This window comes from Telluria sp. Soil_C_11 (assembly GCF_057657395.1).
The window spans coordinates 221,285-239,257 of record NZ_JBDGIN010000005.1 but is presented as its reverse complement, the minus strand read 5'-3'; the positions used below and the strand labels follow the sequence as shown (position 1 = coordinate 239,257).

At 67.1% G+C, this 17,973-nt stretch carries 12 protein-coding genes and 1 other RNA gene; 11 read left to right on the top strand and 2 right to left on the bottom strand.

Annotation, left to right across the window (positions count from 1 at the left end):
- Positions 1–28: 28 nt before the first annotated feature.
- The 5 genes from ribD to AC3A6M_RS11350 all read left to right on the top strand — a co-directional run bounded on the left by ribD (position 29) and on the right by AC3A6M_RS11350 (position 7,018).
- Positions 29–1,108, top strand: coding sequence for a bifunctional diaminohydroxyphosphoribosylaminopyrimidine deaminase/5-amino-6-(5-phosphoribosylamino)uracil reductase RibD (ribD, locus tag AC3A6M_RS11370; protein WP_487852907.1), 1,080 nt, complete (start codon positions 29–31; stop codon positions 1,106–1,108).
- A 2-nt stretch (positions 1,109–1,110) separates the two neighbouring features.
- The gene (locus tag AC3A6M_RS11365) at positions 1,111–1,740 is read left to right on the top strand and encodes a riboflavin synthase (protein ID WP_487852827.1); all 630 of its coding nucleotides are present in this window, start codon (positions 1,111–1,113) and stop codon (positions 1,738–1,740) included.
- A gap of 142 nt (positions 1,741–1,882) precedes the next feature.
- On the top strand, positions 1,883–3,847 hold the full coding sequence (locus AC3A6M_RS11360) for a S9 family peptidase (protein ID WP_487852826.1): 1,965 nt from the start codon (positions 1,883–1,885) through the stop codon (positions 3,845–3,847).
- A 6-nt stretch (positions 3,848–3,853) separates the two neighbouring features.
- Complete coding sequence (locus AC3A6M_RS11355; RefSeq protein WP_487852825.1) at positions 3,854–6,067, top strand: TonB-dependent receptor plug domain-containing protein; 2,214 nt, start codon at positions 3,854–3,856, stop codon at positions 6,065–6,067.
- Positions 6,068–6,133: 66 nt separating this feature from the next.
- Entirely contained in the window at positions 6,134–7,018 is an 885-nt protein-coding gene (locus AC3A6M_RS11350; RefSeq protein ID WP_487852824.1) for an RMD1 family protein, read from the top strand.
- Positions 7,019–7,054: 36 nt separating this feature from the next.
- Here AC3A6M_RS11350 and AC3A6M_RS11345 read toward each other — a convergent pair whose 3' ends face one another.
- Entirely contained in the window at positions 7,055–9,919 is a 2,865-nt protein-coding gene (locus tag AC3A6M_RS11345; RefSeq protein WP_487852823.1) for a M16 family metallopeptidase, read from the bottom strand.
- Positions 9,920–10,152: 233 nt separating this feature from the next.
- On the opposite strand from AC3A6M_RS11345, the gene ribBA reads away from it, so the two are divergent.
- The 3 genes from ribBA to nusB all read left to right on the top strand — a co-directional run bounded on the left by ribBA (position 10,153) and on the right by nusB (position 12,312).
- Positions 10,153–11,256, top strand: a complete 1,104-nt coding sequence (gene ribBA, locus AC3A6M_RS11340; RefSeq protein ID WP_487852822.1) for a bifunctional 3,4-dihydroxy-2-butanone-4-phosphate synthase/GTP cyclohydrolase II — start codon at positions 10,153–10,155, stop codon at positions 11,254–11,256.
- Between the two features lie 86 nt (positions 11,257–11,342).
- Positions 11,343–11,822: a 6,7-dimethyl-8-ribityllumazine synthase gene (gene ribH / locus AC3A6M_RS11335; RefSeq protein ID WP_435572861.1), complete on the top strand. Its 480-nt coding sequence runs from the start codon at positions 11,343–11,345 to the stop codon at positions 11,820–11,822.
- 19 nt (positions 11,823–11,841) lie between these two features.
- Entirely contained in the window at positions 11,842–12,312 is a 471-nt protein-coding gene (nusB, locus tag AC3A6M_RS11330) for a transcription antitermination factor NusB (protein WP_487852821.1), read from the top strand.
- Between the two features lie 226 nt (positions 12,313–12,538).
- On the opposite strand, the gene AC3A6M_RS11325 is transcribed toward nusB, so the two are convergent.
- Complete coding sequence (locus tag AC3A6M_RS11325; protein ID WP_487852820.1) at positions 12,539–13,249, bottom strand: transglycosylase SLT domain-containing protein; 711 nt, start codon at positions 13,247–13,249, stop codon at positions 12,539–12,541.
- Positions 13,250–13,920: 671 nt separating this feature from the next.
- On the opposite strand from AC3A6M_RS11325, the gene ubiD reads away from it, so the two are divergent.
- The 3 genes from ubiD to AC3A6M_RS11310 all read left to right on the top strand — a co-directional run bounded on the left by ubiD (position 13,921) and on the right by AC3A6M_RS11310 (position 17,946).
- Complete coding sequence (gene ubiD / locus AC3A6M_RS11320) at positions 13,921–15,405, top strand: 4-hydroxy-3-polyprenylbenzoate decarboxylase (protein WP_487852819.1); 1,485 nt, start codon at positions 13,921–13,923, stop codon at positions 15,403–15,405.
- A gap of 123 nt (positions 15,406–15,528) precedes the next feature.
- Positions 15,529–15,627: signal recognition particle sRNA small type (gene ffs / locus AC3A6M_RS11315), an RNA gene on the top strand.
- Positions 15,628–15,738: 111 nt separating this feature from the next.
- The gene (locus tag AC3A6M_RS11310; RefSeq protein ID WP_487852818.1) at positions 15,739–17,946 is read left to right on the top strand and encodes a DNA polymerase III subunit gamma/tau; all 2,208 of its coding nucleotides are present in this window, start codon (positions 15,739–15,741) and stop codon (positions 17,944–17,946) included.
- Positions 17,947–17,973: the final 27 nt, after the last annotated feature.

The following is a 17,973-nucleotide window of genomic DNA, read 5'->3' as shown; positions in this document are numbered from 1 at the left end:
TGTGCTGATACTGAGCGATACCGAAGGCATGGCCCTGGCCCTGGAATGGGCCGCCAAGGGCATGTACATCACCGCGCCGAACCCGCGCATCGGCTGCGTGATCGTGCGCGACGGCGAAGTGATCGGCGCCGGCCACACCCAGCCGGCCGGCCAGGCGCACGCCGAGGTGCAGGCCCTGCGCGACGCCCAGGCGCGCGGCAACGACGTGCGCGGCGCCACCGCCTATGTCACGCTGGAGCCCTGCAGCCATTACGGCCGCACGCCGCCATGCTCGAACGCGCTGATCCAGGCCGGCCTCGGCCGCGTGGTGGCGGCGATGACGGACCCGAACCCGCTGGTGGCCGGGCGCGGCCTGGCGAAGCTGGAAGCGGCCGGCATCGCGGTCAGCTCGGGCATCATGGCCGACCAGGCCTGTGAACTGAATATCGGCTTCTTCCACCGCATGCGCTTCGGGAAGCCCTGGGTGCGCCTGAAGACGGCCGCCAGCCTCGACGGCACGACGGCGCTGGCGTCGGGCGAGAGCCAGTGGATCACCGGTCCCGAAGCGCGCGCCGACGGCCATGCCTGGCGCGCCCGCGCGCAGGCGATCCTGACCGGCATCGGCACCGTCAAGGCGGACGATCCGCAGCTGACCGTGCGTGGCATCGAGACGCCGCTGCAGCCGCGCCGCGTGATCGTCGACAGCCGCCTCGAGATCGACACCGGCGCCCGCATCCTGCAGGGCGAGCCGTGCTGGATCGTCGCGGCGCAGGCGAACGCCGAAAAGGAAGCCCGGCTGCGCACCGCCGGCCATGAGGTCATCCTCCTGCCCAACAGCGCCGGCAAGGTCGACCTGCCGGAACTGATGCTGGAACTGGGCAGGCGCGAAATCAACGAGCTGCACGTCGAGGCGGGAAGCAAGCTGAACGCCTCGCTGGTGCGCGAAGGCTGCGTCGACGAGCTGCTGGTCTACCTGGCGCCGAGCCTGATCGGCCCGGGGCAGGGCATGTTCGCGCTGCCGGCGCTGGCGCAGCTGAACGAGAGGCTGGCATTGCGCTTCCACGGCGTGCAGCAGGTCGGCTCCGACCTGCGCATCCTGGCGCGCTTCAATCATCAAGAAAAGGAATAGGGATGTTTACTGGAATCGTCGCTGCCGTGGGCAGCATCCAATCGGTCAAGCCGCTCGAAGGCGGCTCGTTCGCGGGCGTGCGCCTGCAGATCGACGCCGGCGGCCTGGGACTGGACGACGTCGCACTGGGCGACTCGATCGCCATCAACGGCGCCTGCATGACCGTGGTCGAGAAGACCGGCAACGCGTTCGCGGTGGACGTCTCGCGCGAGAGCCTGAACCGCACCGCGGGCCTGGACCAGCCGGGCGAAGTGAACCTGGAAAAGGCCCTGACCCTGGCCGAGCGCCTGGGCGGCCACCTGGTCTCCGGCCACGTCGACGGCCTGGGCACCGTGCACAGCTTCGAGCCGATCGGCGAATCCTTCAAGCTGGTGATCGACGCGCCCGTCGAACTGGGCAAGTACCTGGCCTACAAGGGGTCGATCGTGGTGAACGGCGTGTCGCTGACCGTCAACAGCGTCGAAGACCTGGAAGCCAACGGCGCGAAAGTCTGCCGTTTCTCGATCAACCTGATCCCGCACACGATCGCCGTCACCACCCTCAAGCACCTGCACGCCGGCGCCCGGGTCAACCTCGAGATCGACCTGATCGCGCGCTACGTCGAGCGCATGCTGACCGCCGCCAGGGCGTGATCGACGTCCGGCCCCGGCCGGACAAAATCTTCTCCGTTTCTCTGCCGTTTGGCGTAGACTTCCTGCTGGCAATTCGTCCAGTAGGGAGCGCATTCGCCCGCCTGTATTTACCAAAGAATAAAAGCTAAGAAGGGGACCCAAGTTGAAGCACAAGGAATCGATTGAACTGAAGACAGTTCTCCGTAGCGCAGCCCTGGTCGCGCTGCTGGGCGCCGCCGGGCTGAGCTCGGCGGAGAGCATGCGCAGCTACCGCTCGCTGGCGATCTCCGGCAATGGCGAACGGATCGCCGCGCTGGAATCCGTCGAGGGCGAACCGAAGACCGGCCCGCGCATCGTGGTGCGCGACACCGCCACCGGCAAGGTGGTCTCGACCTTCGTGCAGTCCGATTGCGCGCAATGCCGCATCGAGGCGCCGGTGTGGTCGCCGGACGGCAGCGCGATGGCGCTCATCAGCACCGACGGCAAGGCCGGCACCGCCACCGTCCACGTGCTGCGCGATGGACGCTTGAGCCCGGTCGCCACCGTCAAGGGCGTGGCGAACACCGTGCGCTGGTCGCCGGATGGACGCCAGCTGGCCTTCCTCGCCACCGTCGGCGCCAAAAAAATGACCGGCGCGGTGGAGGCGGGCGCGCGCCAGATCGGCGAGATCGGCGTGGCCGAGCAGGAAGACGAGCAGCGCATCGCGGTGGTGTCCCTGTCCGGCGGCGACTTCAAACTGGTGTCGCCGGCCGATACCTTCGTCTACGAATACGACTGGACCCCGGACGGCAAGGGCTTCGTCGTCACCAGCGCGAAGGGCAACGGCGACAACAACTGGTGGATCGCCACCCTCGGCCACGTCGAGCTCGCTAGCGGGAAGCTGCGCGTGCTGGCGGCGCCGAAGATGCAGATGAACATGCCGCACGTGTCCCCGGACGGCAAGACGGTCGCCTTCATCGGCGGCCTGATGAGCGATTTCGGCTCGGTCGGCGGCGACATCTACACGGTCTCGATCGACGGCGGCGAGCCGGTCGACGTGACCCCGGACTTCGCCGGCACCTTCAACGGCATCGCCTGGCGCGGCCAGCAGATCATGGCCTCGGTGCTGGCCGGCGCCGATGCCGGGGTGGTGGCGGTCGACCCGGCGGCGCGCAGCAGCCGCGTGCTGTGGAAGGGGCCGGTCACGGCATCGGCCTCGCGCGAGGGCCGCTTCGTGTTCAGCCTCGATGGCAAGGTGGCGGCCTCGGTACACGAGGACTACGAGCACGCGCCGCGCATCGTCGCCGGCCGCCTGCCGGAAATGCATGCGATCACCCGCGACAACGACTCCTTCGCGCCGGTGGTCTCGGCCCAGAGCGTGAGCTGGACCAACGACGGCTACAAGGTGCAGGGCTGGCTGGTCGGGCCGCGCAAGGTCGACGCCGGAAAAAAATACCCGATGATCGTGCAGGTGCACGGCGGCCCGGCGGCCGCCGCGACCCCGCGCTACATCTCCGGGGGCGAGGGCGGCAACTCGCTGGTGCGCGACCTGGTCAACCAGGGCTATTTCGTGTTCATGCCGAACCCGCGCGGCAGCTACGGCCAGGGCCTGGCCTTCACCAACGCCAACAAGAAGGACTTCGGCGGCGGCGACTGGCGCGACATCCTGGCCGGCGTCGACGCCGCCATCAAGCAGGCGCCGGTCGACGGCAATCGCCTGGGCCTGATGGGCCACTCCTACGGCGGCTACATGACGATGTGGGGCGTGACGCACAGCCAGCGCTTCAAGGCCGCGGTGGCCGGCGCCGGCATCGCCAACTGGATCAGCTACTACGGCCAGAACGGCATCGACCAGTGGATGGTCCCGTTCTTCGGCGCCACCATGTACGACGACCCGGCCGTCTACCGCGCGGCGTCGCCGATCGAGTCGATCAAGGCGGCCAGGACGCCGACCCTGATCTACGTCGGCGAGCGCGACGTGGAATGCCCGCCGGCGCAGTCGCTGGAGTTCTGGCACGGCCTGAAGGCGATGGGCGTGCCGACCACGCTGGTGATCTACGAAGGCGAGGGACATGCGTTCCGCAAGCCGGAACACCAGAAGGATTTGCGCAGCCGTGAGATCGGCTGGTTCAACAAGTACTTGAAGTAAGCACAGATGAAAAAGTTCTTACCGGCCGCCTGCCAGGCCATGCTCGGGGCGGGCGGCAGCGCATTTGCCCAGGACCAGTCATCCGTTCCCGTCGAGGCCAGGCCGGCCGCCAAGCCGGACGCCAAGCCGGACGGCAAGGTGCAACAGGTGAATGTCAGCGGCACCCGCGCCGACGATACCGAAACGCGCCGCCTGTCCACCGCATCCACGCTGGTGGTCGGGCGCGAGGAACTCGACCGCAACGGCGACACCAGCCTGGGCGAAGTCCTCAAGCGCCTGCCCGGCGTGACCATGAGCGGCGCGCCGGGCAGCGCCGGCAGCGTCCAGATGCGCGGCCTCGGCAATGGCTACACCCAGGTGCTGGTAAATGGCGAGCGCCCGCCGCAGGGTTTTTCGGTCGAGTCCATCCCGCCCGAGCAGGTGGAGCGCATCGAGATCATGCGCGGCCCGGTCGCCGAGCACAGCACGCAGGCGATCGCCGGCACCGTCAACGTGATCCTGCGCCAGGGATACCGGCAGAAGGACACGCAGCTGCGCATCGCCGACAACATCGTGCGCGGCCGCCATGGCGCGAACGTGTCCGTGACCGTGCCGGGCAAGAGCGGCAACCTGGGCTGGCTGCTGAACGCCACCGCGTCGGAAACCAGGCCGCACACCGACCTGACCGCCACCGACGCCGACCTGCTCGCCGACGGCACCGTGCAGCGCCTGCAGCTGATCCACAGTGTCGGCGACGCCAGGACGCGGGCGCTGAACCTGGCGCCGCGCCTGACCTGGAAATTCGACGATGGCGACACGCTGAACTTCCAGCCCTTCGTCTCCGCCAGCCGCAACACCAGCGTGAACGACGCCCCGGTCGACCAGGTGATCGGCCTGACTCCGCCGCCCCTGGCGCTGCAGCACGCGGTGTCGCATACCAACGGGACGATGGCGCGCGGCCTCGGCGACTGGACCCACAAGATGGAGGACGGCGCGAAGCTGGAGATCAAGTTCAGCGCCGGCATCAACCGCAGCGACAGCGACAGCCTGCGCAACAACTACGGCGCCGGGGGCGAGCTGCAACGCGTCCTGACCGACATCGATACGGAACGCCAGCGCAGCGTCTCCAACAGCGGCAAATACAGCCGCCCGCTGGGCGAAGGCCATCACTTCGCGGCCGGCTGGGACGGCGAGGCCGGGCACCTGGCGCTGGTCCACGTGGCCGAAGGCGACAACGATCCCCTGTACGACGCCTCGGGCGCGAACCTGAGCGCGGACACCCGCCGCCTGGCCCTGTTCGCGCAGGACGAGTGGGATATCACCAGCCAGTGGTCCGGCTACCTGGGCCTGCGCTGGGAAGGCATCCGCAGCACCAGCGACAGCCCGGGCTACGCGGTGAAGAACACCAGCAGCGTATGGAGCCCGGTGCTGCACACCGTGTACCGGATTCCGGGCTCGAAGCGCGACCAGCTGCGGGCCAGCCTGACCCGCAGCTACAAGGCCCCGGCCCTGGACGACCTGGTCGCCGCGCCGTCCTTCGTCAGCGACAACCACCCGACGCGTCCGGACCGCACCGGCAATCCGCACCTGAAGCCGGAGCTGGCCACGGGCATCGACGCCGCCTACGAACACTACCTGGGCAAGAGCGGCCTGCTGTCGGCCAGCGCCTTCGTGCGCGAGATCGACAACCTGATGCGCCGCCAGACCGCGCTGCAAGCGACCAGCATCGGTCCGCGCTGGGTGTCCACGCCGACGAACATCGGCCATGCGCTTACCCGCGGTGTCGAGCTGGAGGCCAAGTTCCAGCTGGCCGAACTGCACGCCGGGGCGCCGGACCTGGACCTGCGCGCCAACTACAGCCGTTACTGGTCGAGCGTGGACGATATCCCGGGACCGGACAACCGGCTCGAACAGCAGGCCAGGCAGACCGCCAACGTCGGCCTCGATTACCGGGTGAAGGCGGCGCCGCTGACGGTCGGCGGCAACCTCAACTGGACACCGGTGACCCTGGTCCAGACCAGTGTGAACGAACGTCTTGCCACCGGCATGAAACGCCAGCTCGACCTGTACGGACTGTGGAAGTTCAGCGCCAACACCCAGCTGCGCATCTCCGGCAACAACCTGCTGCCGCGCCGCTACGAAAGCGCGCGCGTGGTCGAGACCGACGGCATGGTGCAGGCGCTGGAGACCTGGAGGCGGACTTATACGACGCTGGGGCTGCGGTTGGAAACGAAAATTTGATGGCGCGAAGAGGGCGTATGATGGCGCCTTCTTCGACTACCGCCCGGACCCGGCCGCTGAACGACCATGGATAGCCAGACACACAGGAAGCAGATTCACTGGGAACCGCGGCCGCGCAGCCGGCCAGGCCTGCATCTGAAAACGGAGAAGCTGCCGCACCAGCGTCCGGTCATCAGCCAGTCCCAGTTCAGCGCGCGCGCGATCATGGTCGCCGAGCGCATCGACGTGAAAGCGATTTCCGGGTTCGAGGTCATCGCCAAGTCGCCTTCGCTGGTCAGGCTGGGCGAGGGCGGTATCGCCGCCATCTTCCGCTATGGCGCGATCGTGCTCTTCAATGCGTCGGCGGACGAGAGGGCGCGCCTGTTGCAGGCGATCGGCGCGCATTCGTCCGGCTTCGGCGAGCTTGGCAGCGAGGAAGCCGCGCTGGTCGACGTCGATCCGGCCGAGCAGGAAGGGCCGTCGGGGCAGTACATCAAGATCAAGAACGCGGACCGGCTGCGTTTGCAGCTGATCGCCGAGGTGATGGCCAAGGCGACCATGCTCTCGTTCCAGGAGCGCCAGGCCGCGCGCGACTTCGACCGCAGCGAACCGCTGGCGCGCGACCTGGCGGAAGACGGACGGTTTTCCGCAAAGCCCGCGGAGCTGTTGAAGGCCGTGGGCAGCATGCTGCTCGCCGAGAGCCGCCTGAACGGCAGGGCGGGCGTGCTCGATCGCCCCGACCTGCTATGGGACAACCCCGGCCTGTCGGGTCTCTACGCCAGGCTGGAAGGCGACTACGAACTCGAAGACCGCGCGATCACCCTGGACCGCAAGCTGACGACGCTGTCGCATACGGCCGAAACCCTGGTCGAAACGATGCGTTACCACAGCTCGCACAGGCTGGAGGTCGCGATCCTGCTGCTGATCTTCGTCGAGCTGTGCCTGGCCGTGTACGGGCACTTCAGGGCGTAGCGTGGGCACCATGGGCCCACGCGTGACGCCAGGGTGTCAGCGCGGCGCCTGCTGTCCCGCCTCCACCGCCTGTACCGGCGCCGGCGCCTTCTCCGGATTCAGCACCACCTGCACGTAGTTGTCCGGCTTCAGGTAACGCTGCGCCGCGAGCTTCAGGTCGGCCACGCTCAGCTTCTGCACTTCCTTGTCGAAGGTGAGGATGGTGGCCGGGTCGGTGCCCTCGGTCAGCGAGGTTTGCAGCGCGGCCAGCCAGTAGCCGTTTTCCTTCAGCGATTTGCGGTAGGTCTGGAGCCAGTTGGTCTTCACCTTGTCGAGGTCGGCCTGGTCCGGGCCCCGGGTGCGCATGCGTTCGATTTCGGCGAACGTCGCGCTGACCACCTTGTCGACGTTGTCCGGCCCGGTCGGCAGGGTCACGCCCACCGTGTAGTGGCTGTAGGGGATGCGCGTCATCGACGCTTCCATGCCGCCGCCGTAGATCAGGCCCAGCTTCTCGCGCAGCACGTCGATGATGCGGATGTTCATCACCTCGGCCAGGGCCGACAGGCGCAGCTCTTCCAGTTCGTTGACCTCGGCGGCGCCGGTGAAGGTCAGCGAGACCGTGCTCTTGTCGTCGAGGCCGCTGTTCACTTCGCGCTTGACCACGCCTTTCACGGGGCGCAGGCCGAGGTCGCGGTAGGCCACCGGGATGTCGGGCGTCGGCAGGCTGGCGAGGTAGGTCGCCAGCAGCGGCTTGATGGCGGCGACGTCGAAGCTGCCCACGAAGATGAAGGTCAGGTCCCTCGCGCTCGAGAAGCGCTGGCGGTAGATGGCGATCGCGCGGTCCAGGTCGATGCTGGCGAAGTCCTCGGGACGCAGGGCGCGCGGGGCGCGCGGATTGTCGCCGTACAGGGTCGACACCAGCACGTCGCCGAACCGCGCGCCCGGCTGGCTGGCGCGGTTGCGCGCCAGCTCCATCTGCTTGCCGATGAAGGACTTATACAGGTCCTCGTCGCGGCGCACGCCGGCGAACTTCAGCCACACCATCTGCAGCATGGTGTCGATGTCGGTGGCGCCCGCGGTGCCGGCGACGACGTCGGTGTTGTTGCCCAGGCCGGCGCTGACGGCGGCCGCCTTGCCGGCCAGGATCTTGCGCATGTCGAGCGGCGAGAAGTCCTTCAGGCCCATCGCGGCGACGATGGTGTCGGCGTAGCGGGCGTTGTACATGTCCTGGGTGTCGAACAGGCTCTGGCCGCCGAAGCGCGCGGCGCTCATCAGGACCTGGTCGTTGCGGAAGCTGGTCGGCTTCAGGATCACCTTCACGCCGTTCGACAGCAGCAGGCGCGTGATGCCCAGGCGTTCGTCGCGGTTCTCGCCGACGATGCTGCCGGGGGGAGGCGGCTTGTCCATCAGGCGCGCCGCCACCGCCTTCTCGTCGTGGGCCTTGACGTCGCGGCGTTCGGCGGCGGCGACCGCGGCCAGCAGCTGCTCGCCGGTCGGCACCGGCGCGTCCTGCTTGGCCGGGCCGGTGTAGACCACCAGCTTGCCGGAGTCCGCGGGAATCGTGCGGCGCGCGTAGGCGTTGATCTCGTCCAGCGTGATGCCGGGCAGGAGTTCGCTCACGTAGCGGTATTCGTTCTCGATGCCGGGAATCGATTCGCCTTCCAGGAAGTTGCGGATGTATTCGGCGGCGTGGGCGGCGGAATCGGTCTTGTCGCGCTCGTTGTAGGCGCGCTCGTAGGTGCGCATCACGCTTTTCTTCATGCGTTCCAGCTCGGCGGCGCCGAAGCCGTAGCGGCGCGCACGTTCGTTTTCCTGCACCAGGGCGTCGATGGCCGGGGTCGCGCCGCCTTCGCCCAGCGCCGCCGCCGCGTTGTACGAGCGGTAGCGCGGCGTCAGGCGGCCGAGCGCGCTGCTGGCGCCCATGAAAGGCGGCGAGGGCAGTTGCGCCAGTTCGGACAGGCGCTGGTTCAGCATCCCCGCGAACAGGGCTTCGATCAGCTGCTCGCGGTAGCCGCCGACGGTGGCGCGCTCGCTGAAGGGCATCACCGGATAGCGGATCAGGACCGAGGCCGGTCCCGCTTCCTTGTCGGTGACCACCAGCGCCTCGGTGCCGGTGCGCGGCGGGATCTGCGCGTAGCTGCGCGGGCGCGGCGCGGCCGGGTTTTTCAGACCGCCGAAGTGGCGCCTGATCAGCTGTTCGGCTTGCGCCGGATCGATGTCGCCGACCGCCACCACGGCCATCAGGTCGGGACGGTACCAGTCGCGGTAGAAGCGGCGCAGGGCCTCGGGCTTGAAGTTGCGCAGCGTGTCCGCCTTGCCGATCGGGAGCCGGTCGGCATAGCGCGAACCGTTGTAGATCTTCGGCATCAGGACCTTCTGCATGCGGTTGCCCGCGCCTTTGCCCAGACGCAGTTCCTCGAGCACGATGTCGCGTTCCTTGTCGATGTCGGCGTCGTTCAGGGTCAGCCCTTGCGCCCAGTCCTGCAGCACCTGGAAGGCCTGGTCGAGGTCCTGCCTGCGCTCGGCGGGCACCGGCAGCACGTAGACGGTTTCGTCGAAGGAGGTGTAGGCGTTCAGGTCGGCGCCGAACTTCACCCCGATCGACTGCAGGTAGGACACCAGTTCGTGCTTCCTGAAATGGGTCGAGCCGTTGAAGGCCATGTGCTCGGTGAAGTGGGCCAGGCCCTGCTGGTCGTCGTCTTCGAGAATGGAGCCGGCCTTCACCACCAGGCGCAGTTCCAGCTTGTGCTCGGGCTTGCGGTTCTTCTGGATGTAGTAGGTGAGGCCGTTCGGCAGCTTGCCGACCTTGAGCTGGGGCGCGACCGGCAGCGCGGCATTCAGGTCGAGCGGCGCGGCGTCGGCCAGCGAGGCGGCGACCAGGATCGCGGCGAAGAGGGTGGTGCGGGCAAGGCGGACGATCATGCGAACGTGCTCCGGTTGAGCAATAAAAAATCATTTTACCTTGCGCACTGAGCCGCACAGTTGTTGTCGAACACCATCGTTGCACCGTAGGCGTGCAGCTGTCGTTGTCAATGTGCAACAATTTCGTGCGTCCGCCGGCCAGGCCCGCCATCTCCCTTCGCGATTGCCGGAATCCGGTCCAGTGAAGGACTGGCAAATCCATTAAAATAACGGGTTTCAGCACAGGACTTCGCATGCCTATCTCTACCACCCAGGAAATCGTCGACGAACTGCGCGCAGGGCGCATGGTCATTCTGGTCGACGAGGAAGACCGCGAGAACGAGGGCGACCTGGTGCTCGCCGCCGAACACGTCACGCCCGAAGCGATCAACTTCATGATCCGGCACGCGCGCGGCCTGGTTTGCCTGACCCTGTCGGAAGAGATCTGCGACCGCCTCGAACTGCCGATGATGACGACCCGTAACGGCACCTCGTTCGGCACCAACTTCACGGTCTCGATCGAGGCGGCCGAAGGCGTCACCACCGGCATCTCGGCGGCCGACCGCGCCCGCACCATCCAGGTGGCGGTGGCGAAGAACGCGAAGCCGGAAGACCTGGTGCAGCCGGGCCATATCTTCCCGCTGCGCGCGGTCAAGGGCGGGGTGCTGATGCGCGCCGGCCATACCGAGGCGGGCTGCGACCTGACCGAGATGGCGGGCCTGACCCCGGCCTCGGTGATCTGCGAGATCATCAAGGAAGACGGCACCATGGCGCGCCTGCCGGACCTGCTCGAGTTCGCCGAGGAGCACGGCCTGAAGATCGGCACCATCGCCGACCTGATCCACTACCGCAGCCAGACCGAATCGCTGGTCGAGCGCGTGGCGGAGCGCCAGCTGTCGACGGTGCACGGCGAATTCCGCCTGGTCGCCTTCCGCGACAAGCCGAGCGGCTCGGCCCACCTGGCCCTGGTGCACGGCGATCCGGCCGGCAAGGAAACCCTGGTGCGCGTGCACCAGCCGGTGTCGGTCGTCGACCTGCTGGACAACCGCGCCACCTCGCACTCGTGGAACCTGTCGTCGGCGATGCAGGCGATCCAGGCCGCGGACTCCGGCGTGATCGTGCTGCTGAACTGCGGCGAAACGGCGGACGAGCTGTTCGCCCAGTTCGCCGACAAGTCGGCGCCACGCCCGGCCGGCCGCGCCGCCAACCTCGACCTGCGCACCTACGGCATCGGCGCCCAGATCCTGAAGCAGGTTGGCGTGTGCAGGATGAAGCTGCTGGCGAACCCGCGCAAGATGCCGTCGATGGTCGGTTTCGACCTCGAAGTCACCGGATATCTGCCAAAGCCGGAAGCGTAAGCACGCAAGCGTATCAGGCGCGATCGGCGCGCCCGACGCGCTACCATTCAACTATTCATTTACAGTAAACAGAAAAAGAGGCAGCCATGACGGTAGGAACTTTTGAAAGCAATATGCAGGGTGAAGGCCTGCGCATCGGAATCGTGCAGGCACGATTCAATGCCGACGTCGGCCATGGCCTGCTGTCGGCCTGCCTGGCGGAACTGAAGCACCTGGGCGTGGCCGACGAGGACATCCTGCACGTGACCGTGCCGGGCGCCCTGGAAATCCCGCTGGCCCTGCAGAAGATGGCCGAGACCCAGCAGTTCGACGCCCTGGTCGCCCTGGGCGCCGTGATCCGCGGCGAGACCTACCACTTCGAGCTGGTCTCGAACGAGTCGGGCGCCGGCATCACCCGCATCGGCCTGGACTATGGCATGCCGATCGCCAACGCCGTGCTGACCACCGAGAACGACGAGCAGGCCGAAGCGCGCATGGCCGAGAAGGGCACGGACGCCGCCCGCGTCGCCGTCGAAATGGCCAACCTCCTGCTCGGCCTGGAAGAGCTGCAGGCCGAGGAAGAATAAGTCTCATCAAGGTAAGAACATGACTGACAATAGCACGCACGCCAACCCGAACAAGAACCGCACGCCGCGGCACCGCGCGCGCGAGTTCGCGCTGCAGGGCCTGTACCAGTGGCTGCTGAACAATGAGCCGGCCTCGACGGTCGTCAACCACATCCGCGCCGCCCACGGCTTCGACAAGGCCGACAGCGAATACTTCACCGAGCTGCTGAACGGCGCGATCGCACAATCGGTCGAGCTGCGCGAGACCCTCACCCCGACGGTCGACCGTCCGATCGCCGAGCTGTCGCCGATCGAGCACGCGGTGCTGCTGCTGGGCGCCTGGGAGCTGAAGAACAAGATCGAGATCCCGTACCGCGTCGTGATCAACGAAGCGGTCGAGCTGACCAAGTCCTTCGGCGGCATCGACGGCCACAAGTACGTCAACGGCGTGCTGGACCGCCTGGCCGGCAAGCTGCGGCCGGACGAAGCGGCGGCGGACGCGAAGCGCTGACCGGCCCGCTACTATATATATAGATGAGTGAAAACCGCCCCGGGAGACTGGGGCGGTTTTTTTATGTGTTGGCATATGAACGTCGTCCCCGCGCAGGCGGGGACCCAAGTTAGGTCCGCAGGTACGCGACGTACTTGGGTTCCCGCCTGCGCGGGAACGACGGCGGAATAAAAAAGAAGGCCACTGCGGCTCCCGCCAACAGTGGCCTTCGACCAGGGATCGGTACTCAGAGGCCGGCGACCGTTTCGCCAGCCTGGCTCGCGCCATGCGCGGCTTCGGCGGTGAGGCTGTCCGCAGGCGACGGCGCAGGCGCGGATTTCTGCACCAGTGTCGCGGTCGGGACCGGGGCAGGGGCCGATGGCGGGGTAACGATCGGCACGTTCTTGCCGCTCGCGACCTGCTTCAGGCGGCGGTACTCGGCCAGCACCTTGTTGCCGTAGCCGGAATCGTTCTCGAAGGCGCCGGCGCCGACGTAGGTCTTCAGGCCGCCTTCGACGGAACCGGTGCGGGTCACGTAATCCTTCAGGATCTGGGCGCCGACACGGATGTTGGCAACCGGATTCAGGGCGGCCTCCTTGCCGCCGACTTCCTCGAACTTGTCGCTGTGGACCTTGGACATGACTTGCATCAGGCCCTGGGCGCCCATCGGGCTTTCCGCGAACGGATTCAGGCCCGATTCGATCGCCATCACGGCCAGGATCAGCAGCGGGTCGAGCTTGATCTCGTGGGCGGTGCTGTAGGCGGTGGCGACGAACATGTTGGCGGCGTCGCCGGCGACACGGTAGCGGCGCGACAGCCACTCGGTCACGTACTTCTGCTGGCGCGTGGAATGCGCCGTTTGCTTGTCGTTGCGGCTGGCGACCTCGACGGCTTCGGGGCGGGCGGCGGGCGCCTGCACCGGGGCAGCGACAACCTGGGCAGTTTGTTGCGGGCTCAAAAAGTCCGATACCCGTTTTGCCAGATCGGGACGGTTGTACAGCAAAGCAAGTACTGCTACTGCGGAAAGACCGAATACGGTCAGCGTATGTTGTGCGGTGGTCAATACACCACGTGCCGCTTTTGTCACGGAAGACCACGTGACTGGCTGGCTGGCCATGTGTTGGACGAGCCTTGCGCTCGTGCCGATGAAGCGATGAATCATCGTCTCTCCTTTGTCGCGGAAAAAGCGGCCCCATGCTGCGCAAAAGCGCTGCTTTTTTAGGGTACTAATGCCGTGCATCAGAAACCGTCCGTCGCCGCTTGCTGCGGTCGAGGAACGCCGTCATTGCTTGCTACAGCTGGGTCGCGCTGCGATGGAGGCGCCCAGTGGCTAACAACTGTCTCGGGGTTGGTTGGGCAGACGCCCAGTGAAAACACTCCTACAATGTCGTTGGGGCCCCGACCCCGTGAAAGAATGAGACCGGCTAAAATCACGTCCTGGACGGGCCTGTCTCACTTGGTAGCCGGATTGTAGAAGCTGGTTTATATCAAGTCAATACTAGCACGATAGCGCGTTATTACTTTTAAATCTAACTTTCTTTTCATAGCTCATCAATTCTTTGGCAAATCAACCACTTGCCGCCGATTGTTAGCCAAGCTCAAAAGATGTAAAAAAGAATGAAAAACTAGATGAACTATTCAGATTTACGAGATTTTATTGCCAAGTTGCAAGATATTGGCGAATTAAAAGCTATTTCGGTGCCGGTTTCGCCGAATCTTGAGATGACGGAAGTCTGCGACCGCACCCTGCGGGCTGGTGGACCGGCTCTGCTGTTCGAGCGTCCGACCGGGTATGAAGTTCCCGTGCTCGGCAATCTGTTTGGCACGCCGCGCCGGGTGGCGCTGGGCATGGGCGCCGACGACATCGGCGAGCTCAGGAAGATCGGCCATGTGCTGGCGCGCCTGAAGGAGCCGGAACCGCCCAAGGGCTTCAAGGACATCATGAACCTGGGCTCGCTCGTCAAGTCCGTCTGGGACATGTCGCCGAAGGAAGTGAAGGGGGCGCCCTGCCAGGAGATCGTCTGGGAAGGCCAGGACGTCGACCTGGCGCGCCTGCCGATCCAGCACTGCTGGCCCGGCGACATCGCGCCCCTGATCACCTGGGGCCTGGTGATCACCAAGGGGCCGCACAAGAAGCGGCAGAACTTAGGTATATATCGCCAGCAGGTGCTGGGGCCGAACAAGGTCATCATGCGCTGGCTGGCGCACCGCGGCGGCGCCCTCGATTTCCGCGAGCACTGTATCGCCCATCCGGGCCAGCCGTACCCGGTCGCGGTGGCGCTGGGCGCCGACCCGGCCACCATCCTCGGCGCGGTGACGCCGGTGCCGGATACCCTGTCCGAGTACCAGTTCGCCGGCCTGCTGCGCGGCCAGCGCACGGTGCTGACCAAGGCCATCGGCAGCGAGCTGCGGGTGCCGGCGTCCGCCGAGATCGTGCTGGAAGGGCATATCTATCCGGACCAGAACCATCCAAGCGGCTTCGAGCATGCGCTGGAAGGCCCGTATGGCGACCACACCGGCTATTACAACGAGCAGGACTGGTTCCCCGTGTTCACGATCGACCGCATCACCATGCGGCGCGACCCGATCTACCACTCGACCTATACCGGCAAGCCGCCCGACGAGCCGGCCGTGCTGGGCGTGGCGCTGAACGAGGTCTTCATTCCGCTGCTGCAGAAGCAGTTCCCGGAGATCACCGATTTCTACCTGCCGCCGGAAGGCTGCAGCTACCGGATGGCGGTGGTGCAGATGAAGAAGCAGTACGCCGGCCATGCCAAGCGCGTGATGTTCGGGGTCTGGAGCTTCCTGCGCCAGTTCATGTACACCAAGTTCATCGTCGTGGTGGACGAGGACGTCGACGTGCGCGACTGGAAGGAAGTGATCTGGGCCATCACGACGCGCGTCGATCCGACCCGCGACACGGTCCTGGTCGACAACACGCCGATCGACTACCTCGACTTCGCCTCGCCGGTCAGCGGCCTGGGCAGCAAGATGGGCATCGACGCCACCAACAAGTGGCCGGGCGAAACCAACCGCGAGTGGGGCACGACGATCGTCATGGCGCCGGAAGTGAAGGCGCGCGTGGACGACATCTGGCAGCAGCTCGGCCTGTAAGGGACGAGAAAGCGGCATCCGCGCCGGGTACCCACTATATATATAGAGGGCTGAATATAGTTGGTGCGGATCATCCTCTCCCGCGGTTTGCCGCGGACCGCATGGTCGGTTATAATGACTGCTGGCGGGCCCCTGCGCATTGCGGCTTGGTTTACCTGGTCAGGTCGGGAACGAAGCAGCCAAAGCCGATCACCGCAAGTGCCGCAGATCAGGCTCGCCTCTTAATTCTCATGAAAACAGCTGCCTCGGCAGCTGTTTTTGTTTCTGCGGGCGCCGTCGCAGCCGCGCGGCGAATGTTGCCGCGACTGGCCCGGTCTACGGTAAAATCGCGGTATGTCCTATCAAGTCCTCGCCCGCAAATACCGTCCCAGGAACTTCGAAACGCTGGTCGGCCAGGAGCACGTCGTCCGTGCCCTGACCCATGCCTTGCGTACGGGGCGCCTGCACCACGCCTATCTGTTCACCGGCACGCGCGGGGTGGGCAAGACGACGCTGTCGCGCATCCTGGCCAAGTCGCTCAATTGCGTCGGGCCGGATGGGCAGGGCGGCATCACGGCCGAGCCGTGCGGCGTCTGCGAACCCTGCCGCGCGATCGATGCCGGCCGCTTCGTCGACTACGTCGAGATGGACGCGGCTTCGAACCGCGGCGTCGACGAGATGGCGCAGCTGCTGGAACAGGCGGTGTACGCACCGAGCAATGCACGCTTCAAGGTCTACATGATCGACGAGGTGCACATGCTCACCAACCACGCCTTCAACGCAATGCTGAAGACGCTCGAGGAACCGCCCGAGCACGTGAAATTCATCCTGGCGACCACCGACCCGCAAAAGATCCCGGTCACGGTGCTGTCGCGCTGCCTGCAGTTCAACCTCAAGCAGATGCCGCCCGGCCATATCGTCGGCCACCTGGAAAACATCCTCGGCCAGGAAGGCGTGAGCTTCGAACAGCCGGCCCTGCGGCTGCTGGCGCAAGGCGCCCACGGTTCGATGCGCGACGCGCTGTCGCTGACCGACCAGGCGATCGCCTATGCCGCCGGCCAGGTCACCCTCGATGCGGTGCAGGGCATGCTGGGCGCGCTCGACCAGTCCTACCTGGTGCGCCTGCTGGATGCGCTGGCGCGCCAGGACGGCGCCGACCTGATGGCGGTGGCCGACGAGATGGCCAGCCGCAGCCTGTCGTACAACGGCGCGCTGCAGGACCTCGGCACCCTGCTGCACCGGATCGCGCTGGCCCAGACCGTGCCGACCGCGGTGCCGGAAGACCTGCCCGAGCTGGCCGACATCCAGCGCCTGGCGACCGTGTTCGATCCGCAGGAGGTGCAGCTGTATTACCAGATCGCGGTGCATGGCCGTAACGAGATCGGCCTGGCGCCGGACGAGTACGCCGGCTTCACGATGACCCTGCTGCGCATGCTGGCCTTCCGTCCGGGACAGGGCGGAGCCGAGCAGGCGGCCAGCCCGGCCCCGGCCGCGCTGGCGCGTCCGCTGCCGCAGGCTCCGGCCGCGCGTCCGGCCGCCGCTGCTTCTGCCGCCGCCGCGCCGGCCCGCGCGCCGGCGCCGCAGCCGGGCGCCGCGCCGGCCGCCACTGCGCCGTCCGCCCCCCAGGCGCCGGCCGCACCGGCGCCCCAGGCATCCGGCGCCGCCGCGGCCCTGAGCCCGGCCCGCGCCGCCATCAATGCCGCGCTGGAAGCGGCCCGCGCCGCCGCGCGCATGACCACGGGCGGCGGTGGCCGCCGTCCGCCGGGACCGTCCGAAGCGCCGGCCGCGGCCGCGGCTGCGGCCCAGCCGGCCGCACCGGCACCCGCTCCGGCCCCGGCAGCGCCTGCGCCCGGCCCGGCGCCGATGGCCAGCGCCGCACCCGCGCCGGCCGCGCGTCCGTCCGCTCCGGCGCCATGGGACCAGCCGGCCGCGCGTCCGCAGCCGCAGGCCGTGGCCCAGCAGCAGCCGATGGCCCGCGCCGCCGAGCAAGGCCAGGGGTATGACCAGGCGGTGGCCGACGACGAGCCGCCGGCCTGGGTCACCGAGTTTTCCCACGACACCGCCGTCGCCGCCGAGGCGCCGGCATTGGCGAGCGCGCCGCCGGCCGCGCGCGCCCCGGCACCGAGCAAGCCGGCGCATCCGTATGTGATCACGCCGGTACCGGCGATCGGCTGGGACGGCAACTGGCCGGCGCTGGCGGCTTCGCTGCCGCTGCGCGGCGTGGCCCAGCAGCTGGCCTTCCAGACCGAACTGGTCGGCTGTACCTCGGACGGCTCGTCCGCCACCTTCCGCCTGCGCGTGCCGGTCGATACCCTGCGCGCCAGCGGCAACAGCGAAAAGCTGTGCGCGGCCCTGCAGGAACGCTTCCCGGCGGTGCGCGTCAACATCGACACCGAGATCGGGCCGGTCTGGTACACCGCCAGCGCCGAGGCCCGGGCGCGCCGCGAACAGCTGCAGCGCGAAGCCGAGGAAACCGTGGCCGCCGATCCCTTCATCCAGGCGCTGGAGCAGACTTTCGACGCCTTCGTGGTGCCGGGCTCGGTGCGCCCGATCGGCACCTGACACTTTTTCGTTTCACCCGACTTTATT